At 38.5% G+C, this 17157-nt stretch carries 13 protein-coding genes; 9 read left to right on the top strand and 4 right to left on the bottom strand.

Translation table 11 applies throughout. The annotated features are described in order from the left end of the window. Positions 1-28: 28 nt before the first annotated feature. From BC751_RS19965 to BC751_RS19950, 4 genes are all read right to left on the bottom strand, one after another. Entirely contained in the window at positions 29-922 is an 894-nt protein-coding gene (locus BC751_RS19965; protein WP_165389868.1) for an IS4 family transposase, read from the bottom strand. A gap of 207 nt (positions 923-1129) precedes the next feature. Continuing rightward, complete coding sequence (locus BC751_RS19960) at positions 1130-2332, bottom strand: IS4 family transposase (RefSeq protein ID WP_165389867.1); 1203 nt, start codon at positions 2330-2332, stop codon at positions 1130-1132. An 894-nt stretch (positions 2333-3226) separates the two neighbouring features. Further along, positions 3227-4447 carry an ATP-binding protein gene (locus BC751_RS19955; protein WP_130277147.1) on the bottom strand — a complete coding sequence of 407 codons (1221 nt, stop codon included), beginning with the start codon at positions 4445-4447 and terminating at the stop codon, positions 3227-3229. 554 nt (positions 4448-5001) lie between these two features. Next, entirely contained in the window at positions 5002-6207 is a 1206-nt protein-coding gene (locus BC751_RS19950; RefSeq protein WP_130274032.1) for an IS256 family transposase, read from the bottom strand. 162 nt (positions 6208-6369) lie between these two features. Here BC751_RS19950 and BC751_RS19945 point away from each other — a divergent pair, with 162 nt between their 5' ends. From BC751_RS19945 to BC751_RS19905, 9 genes are all read left to right on the top strand, one after another. Continuing rightward, positions 6370-6717: a hypothetical protein gene (locus BC751_RS19945; protein WP_130277146.1), complete on the top strand. Its 348-nt coding sequence runs from the start codon at positions 6370-6372 to the stop codon at positions 6715-6717. Between the two features lie 864 nt (positions 6718-7581). Next, complete coding sequence (locus tag BC751_RS19940) at positions 7582-8784, top strand: IS4 family transposase (RefSeq protein WP_165389770.1); 1203 nt, start codon at positions 7582-7584, stop codon at positions 8782-8784. 126 nt (positions 8785-8910) lie between these two features. After that, entirely contained in the window at positions 8911-10218 is a 1308-nt protein-coding gene (locus BC751_RS19935; protein ID WP_130273823.1) for an IS1380 family transposase, read from the top strand. 467 nt (positions 10219-10685) lie between these two features. After that, positions 10686-11300 (top strand): acetyltransferase, encoded by a 615-nt coding sequence (locus BC751_RS19930; RefSeq protein ID WP_130277145.1) that lies wholly within the window; start codon positions 10686-10688, stop codon positions 11298-11300. A 126-nt stretch (positions 11301-11426) separates the two neighbouring features. Then, positions 11427-13355 (top strand): polysaccharide biosynthesis protein, encoded by a 1929-nt coding sequence (locus tag BC751_RS19925; RefSeq protein WP_130277144.1) that lies wholly within the window; start codon positions 11427-11429, stop codon positions 13353-13355. A 118-nt stretch (positions 13356-13473) separates the two neighbouring features. Next, on the top strand, positions 13474-13725 hold the full coding sequence (locus BC751_RS19920; protein ID WP_130277143.1) for a hypothetical protein: 252 nt from the start codon (positions 13474-13476) through the stop codon (positions 13723-13725). 54 nt (positions 13726-13779) lie between these two features. Next, positions 13780-14790, top strand: a complete 1011-nt coding sequence (locus BC751_RS19915; protein WP_130273814.1) for an IS30 family transposase — start codon at positions 13780-13782, stop codon at positions 14788-14790. Between the two features lie 84 nt (positions 14791-14874). Beyond that, the gene (locus tag BC751_RS19910) at positions 14875-15687 is read left to right on the top strand and encodes a hypothetical protein (RefSeq protein ID WP_207226922.1); all 813 of its coding nucleotides are present in this window, start codon (positions 14875-14877) and stop codon (positions 15685-15687) included. 231 nt (positions 15688-15918) lie between these two features. Beyond that, positions 15919-17070, top strand: a complete 1152-nt coding sequence (locus BC751_RS19905) for a glycosyltransferase family 4 protein (protein WP_130277141.1) — start codon at positions 15919-15921, stop codon at positions 17068-17070. Positions 17071-17157 lie beyond the last annotated feature (87 nt).

Genomic DNA, 17157 nt, shown 5'->3' with positions numbered 1-17157 from the left:
ATAAAACCATAATTTGAAGTTTACACACTTATCGGGATAGTGTCGTTTTGCCGGAAAAATCAGATACTTCAAGTCTTGATTTGATCAGTTTATATGCTTCTTCTATTCCCCATCTCTGTTTGTACAGGTTTATTAGAGAGGAGGCTGTATATTTTTTCCTGTCCAACAGCGAAGTCGCATATATTGAAATCTTACCCTTCTTATTCTTTTTCTTGATCAGTCTTACGGTCATGGTTTGGGATAACGAGGGATACTTTTCAAGCAGCCATCTGTATTTTGGAGGGAGTATTAATGTATATTCCGCATCAGAGGAACTACTTCGGGAAAAATCTTCGACACATTTCCACCAATTGTCTTTCATCCTGAAAAGAAAGTCGGCCCCTTTTCCTTTCAATTCGAAAAAAAGTCTCAGTGATGCATAATACCTGTCGCACACAAGAAGATCCCCTTCTTTAATATGTCCAAGATGGGCATGACATAGGGTGGCTTCCGAAGTGGTGTAGCTTTCCATACCGGCATCCAGTACAAGGGCGTTGTAAACATCATACAGGTAAGATATCCTGCTCATGTAATGTCCCGCATCCGCATTGGGCCCAAAACCATGATAGCTGAACTTCTCTGACATGGAGGGATGATCCGGGAGTTCAAGTGTTGAACCATCAACAGAAAGCACCCTATGCCCCTTCCATTTCTTGAACTTTGCATGTTGGTAAAAAAGACTGCAGATCAAACCGTTAAGCTTTTTAAAAACTGTATAGCACAGTTTTTTCCTGGCCTGGGTAAATGCACTTTTAGTGGGCGATAAGGAAGATTCCCCAAAAAACTCTTCAAGGCAGATATTAAGTCCTTTGTTGCTCTTTGACAAAATAAAAAGCACAAGAACTTCAAAGGAAAAGAAACGGTCACGAAGAAAATCTTTCACCGAAGTCCTACTTTCGATGATAAATTTTTCATAACTTAGTTTTAACTTGAATTCATTTACAATTAAAGTTTTAAGGCTTCCAGCACTCCCTGCTTTCGGAAGCCTTATTTTATACCTCTAATATAATGAATTTCAGTTAATTAACCACTAACTAAACGGCATTAAATTAAGAATTAAGAATTAATGCCGTTAAGTTAAGGAATGTGATTAAATAGATTTGTAATTCATTGAGTATTTCAGTTTAGCTCTGAATTTCCGCTTGAATACCTGGTTTCTTCTTGAATATTCTATTTTGGAAGCGATTTTCTTTACATATTTCTGGATAATCTGCTCCAATTCACCAATTAAATCTCTGATTTTAAGAATCAGGGATTTTGTTTTTGACAATGCATAAGTTTTATTGATTATCAAGGTCCTTGCTGACTTTGATGTCCGTCCTGTTTTGGTTTTTGGCTCCACATCATAGCAAAGAATATTGCAGAGTGATATGATCAGGGTCTTAGCATAGAAGTCCTGCTGGACCGCCCATGCTGTTTTGCCGGAAAAATCAGATACTTCAAGTCTTGATTTGATCAGTTTATATGCTTCTTCTATTCCCCATCTCTGTTTGTACAGGTTTATTAGAGAGGAGGCTGTATATTTTTTCCTGTCCAACAGCGAAGTCGCATATATTGAAATCTTACCCTTCTTATTCTTTTTCTTGATCAGTCTTACGGTCATGGTTTGGGATAACGAGGGATACTTTTCAAGCAGCCATCTGTATTTTGGAGGGAGTATTAATGTATATTCCGCATCAGAGGAACTACTTCGGGAAAAATCTTCGACACATTTCCACCAATTGTCTTTCATCCTGAAAAGAAAGTCGGCCCCTTTTCCTTTCAATTCGAAAAAAAGTCTCAGTGATGCATAATACCTGTCGCACACAAGAAGATCCCCTTCTTTAATATGTCCAAGATGGGCATGACATAGGGTGGCTTCCGAAGTGGTGTAGCTTTCCATACCGGCATCCAGTACAAGGGCGTTGTAAACATCATACAGGTAAGATATCCTGCTCATGTAATGTCCCGCATCCGCATTGGGCCCAAAACCATGATAGCTGAACTTCTCTGACATGGAGGGATGATCCGGGAGTTCAAGTGTTGAACCATCAACAGAAAGCACCCTATGCCCCTTCCATTTCTTGAACTTTGCATGTTGGTAAAAAAGACTGCAGATCAAACCGTTAAGCTTTTTAAAAACTGTATAGCACAGTTTTTTCCTGGCCTGGGTAAATGCACTTTTAGTGGGCGATAAGGAAGATTCCCCAAAAAACTCTTCAAGGCAGATATTAAGTCCTTTGTTGCTCTTTGACAAAATAAAAAGCACAAGAACTTCAAAGGAAAAGAAACGGTCACGAAGAAAATCTTTCACCGAAGTCCTACTTTCGATGATAAATTTTTCATAACTTAGTTTTAACTTGAATTCATTTACAATTAAAGTTTTAAGGCTTCCAGCACTCCCTGCTTTCGGAAGCCTTATTTTATACCTCTAATATAATGAATTTCAGTTAATTAACCACTAACTAAACGGCATTAAATTAAGAATTAAGAGTGAAGAATGGTTCATTTACTAAAATGGGTTGATAATGTCAACGGCTTCACCTTGTCATTTCGACGAAGGAGAAATCTAAAATGTATTTTAACTACAAAGCACACAATAGACATACCCTGTCCGCATCGGGAAAGCAGCTTGCCCTGGGGCCTCCGATATACTTCACATCGAATTTATGCCAAACAGCCCTAAAATACCTGCCTGACCGGCAAAGGCAGGGCCGAACCATGATTAGCCATGTGACTGATTGGCTAAGCCCTACCCGGCTCGAAATTAGTGAAATTTGAAAGCTTCGCGCCAAATTCTCTTTATCCTCAAAGATTTGATCTAAAAATGGCTCCTAAGAACCCTACAAACGGTAAAAGCAGGAAATTTGAGTTAATTCGTGTAATTCCTGCCCGAGGCAGGCGGGAGTGGATTTCTTTTTGATTGAAGAGTGATGGGTGGTCAGGGTTCAATTTTCAGGATTCAGTGTTCAATCCGCCATGGCGGACAAGTTTTTAAGCAATCCGAAGTTTAAGGAATACAGGTTACCATATTAACAAAGAACGGATTCACATCCATCCCTCCTTGCGGGACAGGTTCTCTGAATAAAATCCAAAAAGCGCAGCTTTTATCGGTATTTATCTGTATCCATCAGTGGTAAATTTTCCTGAGGATTGAAAATCCCCTATATCGCTTCACGAAATTGCAATTTTCGGGAAGGCTGATCAGCTATTGTTCCCATTGCGCTGCAAGCAAAAAATCGCTGATATACATATGTTTTATCCCTTTGATGGTATCTTTAAAAAAATCATCCATAGTAATGACATATTTTGGATAATGATCGTCAATGGGCAGCATCGCTGAGAATTCCCTATCAATGGTCTCTTCACTTTCCAATTTGTAAGCCACCTGAATATATATCCTTTTACCTTTCCGCTCCGCAACAAAGTCAATTTCTCTTTGGTAAAATTTACCAATAAAAACTTCGTATCCCCTTCTTTTCAACTCTAAAAAAACCAAATTTTCCAAAACCCCTGAAATATTTCTATCCCGAAACCCCATGGTGGCGTATAGCAGGGATACATCTGCCAGGTAAAACTTTTCCTGGGTTTTGAGAATTTCCTTTCCTTTCAGGTCAAACCTGGGAACTCTGTATAGGATGAATGCCCCCTCTAAAAAGTTTAGGTAATTATAGACCGTATTGACGTCAATCTTTCTTTGTTGACTTTTAAAATAGTCTGCCACATTTTTACCCGAAAAAGTAGCACCAATATTATCAAATGCATACCGGACAACCCGCTGAAGGAGCTCAACATCCCGGATCTTGTGCCGCTGAACAGTATCCCTCAAAATGACCGATGCATAAATATCACTCACCACTTTATATGCTGATTCCTCCTCATAATTAAAAGTGTGAATAACAGGAAAGCCTCCTTTCCTAAGATATGTTTCAAATAGGTCCCTTTCATCCTTTCCCGATTGGAGATAAACCTTTTCGAATTCCAAAAATTCCAGAAAAGAAAGCGTAAAAACAGGGATTTCTATATACCTCCCAGCTAAGAATGTGGCCAATTCAGAAGATAACAAATGAGAATTGGAACCGGTGATGTAGATATCAATATCAAAATCAACTAAAAATGAATTTATGGCCTTTTCCCATTCATCTACTTCCTGGATTTCATCTAAGAGTAGAAACATCTTTTTATCTTTCTGAACCCTTTCTTTGACATTTAGGTATAATTGCGGGACTGATTTCAGATCTACATTGAGAAAACTTTCAAAGTTGATAGCTATGATCTGATTTTCAGCAATACCTCTTGCCAACAGTTCCTCTTTTAACATTTTTAAAACCGTGGATTTACCGGAGCGCCTTATTCCTGTTAAAATCTTAATCTGTGGCTTTCCTATAAATTTTTTGAGCAGATCCAAATATGCCTTTCTGAAAATCATATTTTTTTGATTACAACCTTAAATATAAAAATTTTTGTAAACTATTTATGGTTATACCCAAAATTAATCATAAGTTTCGGAATTGGTCAATGATGATTGTAAAAAAGTGTTAGGTAACGAACAAAGGTTTAATATATAAAACGTAGTTTGAGGGTATTATTGAGTGCTAACGATTTAACAGTTAATATTTTAACAATGAACGATTTATGATGTTGTTGTCATGGTTATCGGGTTGTCATAGTTCGAAATCGTTAATGATTGGATTTTTTTCAACAACCGTGGAATTGGTTGGACCAGTGATCCTTGCCCAGCCCGGAATTCGTGGAAATCCAAAAGCTTCGTGCTTGATCCTGTTTAAAATGAAAAGTTTCATCCGGCAATGACTTGTAAGCCCCATCTAAAAAGCAGGAGATTTGAGTTAATTCGTGTAATTCCTGCCCGAGGCAGGCGGGAGTGGATTTCTTTTTGATTGAAGAGTGATGGGTAGCCAGTGTTCATGGTTCGGGGTGACACTATCCCGATAAGTGTGTAAACTTCAAATTATGGTTTTATTGTCAGGTATCAAGAAGCCTGACCCTATCACCAAATATAAGCAGGAAACTGTTAAGAATAGCTCCCCAGTCTCTGATAGGCATAGTCCATTTTTTCGATGCTTCTCTTGCAGCCAGGAAAACAGACTTCATTACGGCATCATCTGTCGGGAAAGAGAGCTTGTTTTTGGTGTATTTTCTGATCTTTCCATTGAGATTTTCAATCAGGTTGGTGGTATAGATGATTTTACGGATTTCAGCCGGGTAATCGAAGAAAACGGTGAGTTCATCCCAGTTGTCCCTCCAGCTTTTGATGGCATAAGCGTATTTGGATTCCCATTTTTTGGCAAAATCGTTCAGGGCAGCCCAAGCAGCATCTTTTGTAGGGGCGGTATAAATTTCCTTCATATCCCTTGTAAACGCCCTGCGGTCTTTCCATGCGACATATCTACATGCGTTTCTGATCTGGTGGACGACACATATCTGAGTGACTGATTGGGGGAATGAAGCTTTTATCGTATCAGTAAACCCGTTCAGGTTGTCAGTTGCCGTTATGAGAATATCTTCAACCCCTCTGGCTTTCAGGTCGGTGAGTACCCCCATCCAGAAAGCCGAAGATTCATTCTTGCCAAGCCAAAGGCCTAGGATCTCTTTAAGGCCGTTAGTTCTGAGGCCAACGGCAATATAAACGGTCTTGTTGACCACTTTGGAGTTCTCCCTGACTTTGAAGGATATACCATCCATCCAAACGATCAGGTATACAGGGTCAAGCGGCCTGTTTCTCCATGCAACAATATCCTCCGCTACGGCACCGGTAACCCTTGAGATGGTGGAGGAGGAAACATTGATGTCATAAAGCTCCCGGATCTGTTCTTCGATGTCCTGGTTTGACATTCCCTTGGCATACATGGAAATGATCACGTTTTCAACGCCCTCCGCCATGCTTCTGCGTTTGGGCACAAGGGCAGGCTCAAAGCTGCCGTCCCTGTCTCTTGGGACTCTGATTTCAGCTTCCCCAAATGTGTTTTTTATTGTTTTGGTGGAATAGCCGTTCCTTGAATTGGGATTATCGGAATTCTGATGCTTTTCATAGCCAAGATGGGCATCCAGCTCGCCTTCAAGCATTTTCTCAACGGCTCTTTTCTGAAGCTGTTGAAGGAAGGAATTAAGCTCCCCGGCAGTCCTGAACTGCTTGAGGAAGTCATCATTTAGGAGATCTTCTTTTTTCATTTTTGTAATCTGTGTGTTATAAAGGTAAGAAATTGTCCACACACAGACCGGGGGGCGCCTACCGCGGGTTCCTCAAATTCCCTGTGCGATTTCTTCTAAATCACACAGAGAATTTCGAGGTTTAACTTTAACTTCGTAAGTAGTGAAACCAACTTACACAGTTTGTGTCATAGTCCCGGCAAAACAGCATGGGCGGTCCAGCAGGACTTCTATGCTAAGACCCTGATCATATCACTCTGCAATATTCTTTGCTATGATGTGGAGCCAAAAACCAAAACAGGACGGACATCAAAGTCAGCAAGGACCTTGATAATCAATAAAACTTATGCATTGTCAAAAACAAAATCCCTGATTCTTAAAATCAGAGATTTAATTGGTGAATTGGAGCAGATTATCCAGAAATATGTAAAGAAAATCGCTTCCAAAATAGAATATTCAAAAAGAAACCAGGTATTCAAGCGGAAATTCAGAGCTAAACTGAAATACTCAATGAATTACAAATCTATTTAATCACATTCCTTAACTTAACGGCATTAATTCTTAATTCTTCACATCAATTCTCTCCGTGTTTTTCGGTGTCTTCTCGGTGACCCTCGGTGCAACAAAAGCCAAGCGTAGCGTCTCTTAGATTTCTTTTGCGTCGAAATGACAAGTATAAGCCTTTGACACCAGTTAACCCGCTGAGTTTTTTAAAGGTTTTGACTTAATGAAATCCTTAAATCCCTTAACTCCTAAATGGTTCAAATTTCATTGTATCTTATAAGATTCGTAAGACCCCGAACCATGAACCATTGAACACCGGCCACTCATCACTCTTCAATCAAAAAGATATCCACTCCTGCCTGCCTCGGGCAGGAATTACACGAATTAACTCAAATCTCCTGCTTTTACCGTTTAAAGACGGCTTATAAGTAATTGCCGGATGAAACTTTTCATTTTAATCAGGATCAGGCACGAAGCTTTTGGATTTCCACGAATTCCAGGCTGGGCAAGGATCACTGGTCCAACCAATTCTACGGCCGTTGAAAGAACTCCAATCATTAACGTATTCGAACCATGACAACCCGACAACCATAACAACAACATCATAGAACGTACATCGTTAAAAATGTTCACCGTTAATTGTGCCCCTCATTTAGCGCTTAGTGCTTAAATCTTAAAATTTTTCATTCATAATTTTAAGGTTTTGAAGAATTTTGAAAATAAGATTTAATGCCGTTTAGTTAGTGGTTAATTGAGTGAAATTCATTATATTAGAGGTATAAAATAAGGCTTCCGAAAGCAGGGAGTGCTGGAAGCCTTAAAACTTTAATTGTAAATGAATTCAAGTTAAAACTAAGTTATGAAAAATTTATCATCGAAAGTAGGACTTCGGTGAAAGATTTTCTTCGTGACCGTTTCTTTTCTTTTGAAGTTCTTGTGCTTTTTATTTTGTCAAAGAGCAACAAAGGACTTAATATCTGCCTTGAAGAGTTTTTTGGGGAATCTTTCTTATCGCCCACTAAAAGTGCATTTACCCAGGCCAGGAAAAAACTGTGCTATACAGTTTTCAAAAAGCTTAACAGTTTGATCTGCAGTCTTTTTTACGAACATGCAAAGTTCAAGAAATGGAAGGGTCATAGGGTGCTTTCTGTTGATGGTTCAACGCTTGAACTCCCAGATCATCCCTCCATGTCAGAGAAGTTCAGCTATCATGGTTTTGGGCCCAATGCGGATGCAGGACATTACATGAGCAGGATATCTTACCTGTATGATGTTTACAACGGCCTAGTACTGGATGCCGGTATGGAAAGCTACACCACTTCCGAAGCCACCCTATGTCATGCCCATCTTGGACATATTAAAGAAGGGGATCTTCTTGTGTGCGACAGGTATTATGCATCACTGAGACTTTTTTTCGAGCTGAAAGGAAAGGGGGCCGATTTTCTTTTTAGGATGAAGGACAATTGGTGGAATTGTGTCGAGGATTTTTCCCTGAGCAGTTCCACTGATGCGGAATATACATTAATACTCCCTCCAAAATACGGTTGGCTGCTTGAAAAGTATCCCTCGTTATCCCAAACCATGACCGTAAGACTGATCAAGAAAAAGAATAAGAAGGGTAAGATATCAATATATGCAACTTCGCTGCTGGACAGGAAAAAATATACAGCTTCCTCTCTAATAAACCTGTACAAACAGAGATGGGGAATAGAAGAAGCATATAAACTGATCAAATCAAGACTTGAAGTATCTGATTTTTCCGGCAAAACAGCATGGGCGGTCCAGCAGGACTTCTATGCCAAGACCCTGATCATATCACTCTGCAATATTCTTTGCTATGATGTGGAGCCAAAGACCAAAACAGGACGGACATCAAAGTCAGCAAGGACCTTGATAATCAATAAAACTTATGCACTGTCAAAAACAAAATCCCTGATTCTGAAAATCACAGATTTAAGTGGTGAATTAGAGGAGATTATCCAGAAATATGTAAATAAAATCGCTTCCAAAATAGAATATTCAAGAAGAAACCAGGTATTCAAGCGGAAATTCAGAGCTAAACTGAAATACTCAATGAATTACAAATCTATTTAATCCCTTAAATCCGCAGGGCGGATTTAAAAAAAGCCGAAAAAGTGGCTGAATTTATTCAATTCAGGCTTTTCCGGCTCGTTTTTTTTTCACTTATTTAGGTGTTACCACACATCCTTGATAAGCGGTATGAAAATTACGAATTCGACAGAAAAAATCACACCTTTCGGAGGTTTTAATTTTGTTTTTAACTCTTTCAAAAATTCTGGTCTCCCAGAACTCATTGATAATCAATTGGGGGTTAGAGCCTTAAGGGGAGGGTTTTCATACAGTGACATTTTCGCCAATCATATGGCTATTTTCTTTAATGGTGGCGACTGTACTGAAGATATCAATGTTCACTTGAGAGACGCACTTGAACAGGTCCCTTCATTTTCAGTATGCAGTGCCGATACAATTCTGAGAGGTATCAAAGAGCTTGCTGTTGATACAGAACTCTTTATAAATCCGTCCAGTGGAGTAAGCCATGAATTTAATATCAATGGAAAACTCAACAGCTTGTTGTTAAAATCAGCTTGTAAGACCGGATTACTCAAGTCAGGTGTTGCTTACGACCTCGATTATGACAACACCGTCATTCCAACTGAAAAGTACGATTCAAAAAAGACATATAAACACGTCTATGGATATCAGCCAGGTGTAGCTTCCATAGCACATCCTGAATTTTCACAGGCCATTCCTGTGTACGTAGAGGGCAGAAATGGCAACAGTCAGGCCAAATATTTGCAGGCTGATACACTTACACGCATGTTTGGGCAGCTTACCAATGAAAATATCCGTATCGGAAGGTTCAGAGCCGATTCAGCATCCTATCAGGAAGAAGTTCTCCGCACACTGGAAGCACATACCGAAAGCTTTTATATACGGGCAAACAGATGTGCCAAACTGGATAATATCCTTGGAAGTATAGCCCCTGAGAAGTGGCAGAAAATACGTTTGGGTGTACAGGAAATGGAAGTTACTGACCTATCCGACTACAAACCTTTCGGTAAAGACAGGTCTTACAGGCTGGTCATTACCAGAATCAGGCGTAAAGACGGGCAGGCAGATGTGTTTAGTGGAGATGCATTTACTTACAGGGCTATTCTGACCAATGAACATACATCGTCCAATGAAGCTGTTGTAAGGTTTTATAACGCCCGGGGTGCAAGCGAACGCTTGTTTGATGTACTCAACAATGACTTTGGCTGGTCTAAGTTGCCCTGTTCGTTCCTTGCAGAGAATACCTCCTTTATGCTTATGACGGCTATGTATGCCAATTTTTACACCTATATCATTGGAGAGTATTCCAGAAAAGTTGATTGGCTTAAGCCTACCGACAGGCTCAAGAAGTTTATCTTCAGATTTATCACTGTTTCAGCCAAGTGGATAAGAACGGGAAGAAGAGAAGTGCTCAAACTGTTCACGAGTAAGGATTACAAGCCGATTTTGAACTAAATTCAGATAAAAACCCCTCAGGAGCTCAAAAAATAAAGATTTACAGGGAAGAGGTATGCCTTTTCCATTAAAATTGAGGAAAAAAACCGTCCATTTTATCCTCAAACCTAAAATCCATTGTCTCAAAACTATGAACACTCTTCAATCAAAGGGAAGAAATTCCCGAACTAGACCAAAAATGAACACAAACAAGCAGATTCAAATCTCCAAACTAAAATCCTGCGGATTTTAGGTAATCACATTCCTTAACTTAACGGCATTAAAATAAGATTTCTTGTTTTTTGAACACAGGAATTTGCGGCAAATAATAAAAAACACATTTTAGAACTGTTTTAAAGGGTGTTTTTAGTTTTAAATTTTGTAAATTTTTGTTTTATAGAATTTTGTTTTTTAGGGATTTTTTTTGCCTATTTGGTAACATTTTGTTTGAATTTGATTTTCTTTACACATTGGTTTAAAATTTTGTCATGTATATCTACGGTGCTTCTGGACATGGGCGGGTAATCATAGATCTGATTGAATCTTATGAAAAGATCCATGGAATTTTTGACGATAATCCTGAAAAAAAAGAAATTTTAGGATATCCGGTATTAGGGCCTATACCCAAGAATTATGTTTTTAAAAGCAGCCTCTTTATCGCTATTGGTGACAATGCGACCAGGAAGCGTTTGGCTTTGGAGCTTTCCTCCAGGGTTCGTTTTGCCAATATCATTCATGACTCAGCCATTTTCTCCAAAAGGGCATTCTTGGGTTCGGGATGTGTGGTCATGGAAGGTGCCATCATCAAAGTCAATTGTACCTTAGGGGATCAAGTAATTATCAATACAGGTGCCTCTGTGGATCACGACTGCTTGATAGGAGATTATGTCCATATAGCCCCGCAAGCGACCCTTTGTGGGGGGATTACTGTTGGAGAGGGAAGTCTGATAGGGGCAAATGCCATTATTTTGCCTGGAGTGAAAATCGGCAAATGGTGTACCATAGGTGCGGGAAGTATCGTTCACCAAGATATACCGGACGGGCATAAATGGATTGGGAATAAGTTGATTTTGGATCCAGCTCCGCTGATTATTGTTAAGTAATTGTTAAAATTTTCATGGGTATAAAAATTTAATGAATTGATTGTCGTTTTAAACCAATCTTTGTTAGATTTGAATCCATCTTGTGTTTATGTTTTGTGTTGATAAAAAATACTTTTGTTGAAAAGGATGGAGTTTTTTAAAAAACTTAAAGTAGTTCCCCGGTGGCTGATAGTCTTGATAGATGTTCTGATTATTTTCCACGCTGCTTTCTTTGCATTTTTTATCAGGTTCAATTTCGATCTGTCATTGGTTGACAGGTTTCAGATTTTGCCTGGGGTAATTGCCTTTTCGCTATTGTCGGTTGTTTCCATGCTATTGACAAAGTCTTTTGTAGGAATCGTACGGCATACCAATTTAAGTGATCTGGCCAACATGATGAAAATGTTGGCGCTTTCACAGGTTTTGTTATTTTTAATCAAACAGGCCAATCAAACTTTCAATTGGTTTGATTCAGGTTATCTGCTTCCTTTTTCCGTGGCGCTGATTGCTTCTTTATTGGCCTTTCCCTTATTGTTAGGGTATCGTTTGTTGGTCAGAGAGCTTTACCAATATACCCAGTATATCAGGCATAAAGATGATATCAAGAAAGTAGCTATCTATGGAGCCGGAGAGGCGGGTTTACTGACTTTCAATGCATTAACAGGAAATTCTGCGGATAAAAGATTGCCTGTTGCATTTATTGACGATGACCCCAAAAAAGTGGGCAAATTACTACAGGGAAAGCACATATTTTTAGGACTGGATGGGCTTAAAAAAGCAGTGGAGAAGCTTGGTGTACAAGAAGTGGTCATTGCCATCAATAAAATTGAGAGTTCCAAAAAGCGGGCCATTGTGGATGCTTGTCTCGAGATGGGAATTCCCACTAAAATTATACCACCAGTTCAGGATTGGTTCAATGTGGGTTTAAAAGCCAAGGACATTAGAGACATTCGGATTGAGGATTTGTTGAGCAGAGAAGAAATTGTTTTGGATAAAGAAAATGTCAAAGAATCAATTTCCGGGAAAGTGGTATTGGTAACCGGAGCAGCGGGTTCAATCGGCTCTGAATTATGCAGGCAATTGTTGCATTGTAAACCTGCACTTTTGCTGATGCTGGATCAGGCAGAATCCCCGCTTTTCGATATTGACCAGGAGCTTAGTTCAAGCTTTCAACAAATTAAAAGGAAGGCTATTTTGGCAGATATCAGAAATAAAAATAGGATGATGGAAATTTTTGCCACCTATCAGCCTCAATTTGTTTTTCATGCCGCTGCCTATAAGCATGTTCCTTTGATGGATACCTATCCGGAGGAAGCGATAAGAACTAATCTGTTTGGCACCAAAATCTTAGCGGATGTTTCCTGCTTCTTTAAGGTGGATAAATTCGTTATGGTCAGTACAGATAAGGCTGTCAATCCAACCAATGTGATGGGAGCCACTAAAAGGGCGGCAGAGATGTATGTACAGGCTTTGGATCAGCATATGAACCAGAAAAATTCCAGCAATCAAACTAAATTTATAACCACTCGATTTGGAAATGTTTTGGGTTCAAATGGTTCGGTAATTCCTTTGTTCAAAAAGCAGATTCTCAACGGAGGACCGGTGAAGGTAACCCATCCGGATGTAACCCGGTATTTTATGACCATACCGGAGGCATGTCAATTGGTTTTGGAAGCAGGGGTAATGGGATTAGGTGGAGAAATCTTTGTTTTTGATATGGGGCAACCTGTAAAGATTGTTGATCTTGCGGAAAAAATGATTCAGCTGAGCGGTAAGAAGGTAGGGCGTGACATTGAAATCGAATTTTCAGGATTAAGGCAAGGTGAAAAGCTTTTTGAGGAACTATTAAACCATTTTGAATTGGTAAAGGAAACTTATCATCCAAAGATAAAGATTGCTCAAGTCAGCCCCTCAGATTTCAAAAGGGTTAATGCTGAGGTAAAACTTTTCAAAAAGCTTTTGGAAGAGGGCTCAGAAATGGATGTAGTAAAGCATCTTAAAAAAATGGTTCCTGAGTTTATCAGCAATTATTCCAGGTTTGAAAAGTTGGATAAAGAGGGAAAACTTCTGAATTGATTGTAAGGAAATTCTATTGAAATTATTTCTTTCCTTTTCTACAAAAAAACATTCAAAACTCAGCAGTTTAGAATTAATTTATTTATTTTCGATATTGTATTGATTTAAAATTACCATTATGAACAAGTTGAATAGCATCCAATTAATATTTCTTTTTATTGGATTTTTGATTGTTTTCTCTTGCTCCAAAGAGGACGATGAACCTACGGTTGAGCCTCCTGGAAATTTTGTACCATGGAATAGAGTTAATGTATTTACTGAGGATTTATATAACAGCACCGTTGATAACAACAAACTGATTGTTTTAGGAAGAAACAATTTGTTCTATGATGCCTATATTCAAGTCATAAATGCAACACTAAGGGTTTAAGGGAAGGAACCTAGGTTCCTTCCCTTAGGCTGAAAATATTAATTTAGTGTTGTCATGAATAAATTTAAACATCTCAGCCAGGAACAAAGGTACCAAATAGAGGCTTTATTTAGAAACGGAACTTCCCAGACCAAAATCGCTGCGATTATCGGTGTCAACAAAAGTACTGTATCCAGAGAACTTCAAAGAAATACCGGCAAGAGGGGCCGTTATAGCGGTGAATATAAGGCTGCAGTTGCCCAGAACCGTACAGACGAAAGACATAGACTCAAGAGAAAGCGAATCAAATTTACCGAGTCCCTTAAAGAAGAGGCCCGCAAATTCCTTGTTGTTGACAAATTGAGCCCAGAGCTAATATCGGTCACCTGGAAGAAACAAGGTAAAGAAGGGGTTTGTCATGAGACACTCTACAACTGGATATTTACTGCCAAAAAAAGTAGCCATTGGAGATACCGAAGGGACAGGGAGCTTTACAAGAATCTCCGGCATGGTAAAAGAAAGCGTAAGAGAGGTAATTACAGGCATACCAGAGGAATTATCAGGGAGAGAGTTCCAATTGACCAAAGGCCTCCTGTAGTTGAAAAAAGACAAAGGATAGGAGATATTGAAGTAGACCTTATGATGGGGAAAAACCACAAATCAGCTCTTTTGGTACTGGTGGACAGGGCAACCTTGGTTACTACCATAGAGAAACTTGATGGTAAAAATGCAGATATCATTGAACAGAAAATAGCAAAGAGAATACAGAGAATTGGTGCTTCGTTCTTCAAATCAATCACTTTCGATAATGATATGGCATTCGCAAACCATTATAAAATCAGAGATAAATTCAATATCCCAACATTCTTTACAAGACCATACACTTCACAGGATAAAGGAACAGTGGAAAACAGAATCGGACTTATCAGGGCTTTCCTGCCAAAGGGTACTGACCTCAATCAAATCTCTCGGGAACAGATCCAAAATATAGAAACCAAAATCAATAACAGGCCAATAAGAAAGTTTAATTATCTTAGTCCTATCGAATGTCTAATGAAAAAATTAGGCGTTGCATTTATGACTTGAACATGGCATGTGAATTTTCAGGGACAGTTAAGCCCCAAAAATATCACTTCTTTTTTGACAAGACTAGGAAGATATAAACTACCCTTGTCCAATAGTGTTTTCGCATCCAGAACAGAACTTGATGTCTTTCTGTTTCCCGTTGGTGATGTCTCTCAACAAAATGCTACAATTTTGAGAATGAGAGATGTAGATCCTGACTTTGCCAATTTTGAAGACATCCCATTCTGGCAAGGAGAAATCATTGGTTTAACACCAAATGGGAGCCATGTTCTTATTCCTTACAGGAAAATTGTAAATGGCATAGCAAGAAATAACCCCAGTTTTCTTTTTCTAAATGTTGCTTTGGAACAGGGCCGAGTTGTGATCAGGGAAAGTAGAATACTAAATGAAGAGATAAGAGACTATTTTGTTGATACAGGCTCTATAGCTTCCTTTGGGAATTTTTTCTTGGTTAAAGTGGAAGGTACAACTTTTAAAGTAAATTTTTCAGGACAATTTGAACAGATTAGCAATATGAATACCAAGGCCACTGTCTTGGGAAATCAGGTCTATTTTATGTTGGAAAATAGGGAAACTAACAGGTTGATGGTGTATAGAGCAGACATCAATGGTAATAATAGAACATTGGTGGGTGAAGACAGACTTTCAATAGAGACCTTATCTGCTTCCTTCGGGGTCATAGATGGACACATTATAGGATATTCAGGAAATAATCTTTTTAGATTGAATTTAAGCAATAATCAGGTCAAAATTGAAATGTTAAATAATGAAGGAATTAGGGGAGCTATTTCTTCAATCCAGCAAGTAGGGGATGAAGTGTTTATTACAGTAATCAGAGAAGGAACGGGAGGTGCTTTCAAAAAACCTCTTAAGGATTTCTTTGAAATTTTAAAATAAAATTTACTATTGGATTAACGGTTAAAATAAGTTTTTATTTTTAAATAAAGGATGGCTTTTAGTTAAGTTGTCCTTTATTTTAAGTAAGGGGAAATTGTTGACCTTTTACGTCAGATTATTTTGCTTTTTTTCAGGAAAGTTATTAGTTTTATGAGTTGTATTTCAACTTCTTGATTAAAGGTTTTTGGTTTTTTCCAAATCTTTATTTGTTTTGCAGTAAATTTTACTTTTATGGTTATTTTGTTGACTTTGGTAACGGCCTTTTTAATTGGCTTTTTGGCAATGCCCGTGTTGATCGGGGCTTTCAAAAAATTTCAGGTAGTTGATAAACCCGGTGGAAGGAAGATCCATAAAAATGACACACCTTCTATGGGAGGGATTGTAATTGTATTTTCTGTTTTATTAACAGCGTTTCTTTGGCTGGATGTTTCTAATCTAATGGAAATTAGGTATGTTATTGCAGCTTTTGCTTTGATGTTTTTTGTAGGTTTGAGAGATGATTTAGTTGAACTTTCACCTTTTCAAAAATTAGGCGGTCAATCCGTGGCTGCATTTATGGTGGTATTCATGGCCGATATAAGGATTTCTGGGCTTTATGGTTTTTTAGGGATTTATGAATTACCGCTGGTATTAAGCTATGCCATTACATTTATCTCCATTTTGGCTTTGACCAATGCTTTTAATTTGATTGATGGTTTGGATGGCTTGGCGGCTACCATCAGTGTTTTGACTTTTGGTTTTTTAGCATGGTGGTTCAATGTAATTGGAATGCCTTCTTTTGGTATGTTTTCCCTGATTATAGCTGGTTCTGTCCTTGGGTTTTTGGTATTCAACTGGCATCCTGCCAAAATATTCATGGGAGATACAGGTTCTCTAAGTTTAGGTTTTGCTCTTTCATTATTGACTGTTCTGTTTATAGATACAAATGGCACCATGGCACCTGAATCACCATGGAAATTCAATGCCCCAATTGCTTCCGGAATCGCCCTGATGATTGTTCCTATTTACGACACAACTAGGATTTTCACCAGAAGGATAAGAAGAGGAAGGTCCCCATTTTCTCCAGACAAAAACCATGTCCACCATTTTTTAATGAGAATGGGGCTAACACATGATAAGGTTTCCATCACATTAGGGGTTATCAAGCTTTTCTTTATTGCATTGATTTTTATAGGATCAGCCTATTCAGATTATGTAATGTTACCATTGATTGTTTGTACTGCTTTGCTTTTTGGATCAAGATTGGATTCCCTCACTTTAAAAAGAGTAAAAGAAAAAGCCAAAAATTCACCGCCTATATTGGGTAAAAAATATAAGGCATTAAATAGAAAGCCCTTGGTCAAAAATCAATTTACTGAACATTTTCATATTTCGGATAATTAGAAATGAAAGCCTCCGTCAATTGAACGTGGCTTTCATTTTTTTTGCATTTTTTGGGTATTGAAATTCCTAATGTGTAATTCTCGCAAT

The organism is Cecembia calidifontis, assembly GCF_004216715.1.
GTDB classification, from domain to species: Bacteria; Bacteroidota; Bacteroidia; order Cytophagales; family Cyclobacteriaceae; genus Cecembia_A; species Cecembia_A calidifontis.
The sequence above is the reverse complement of the archived record's forward strand: the minus strand, read 5'-3'. Positions and strand labels throughout refer to the sequence as shown.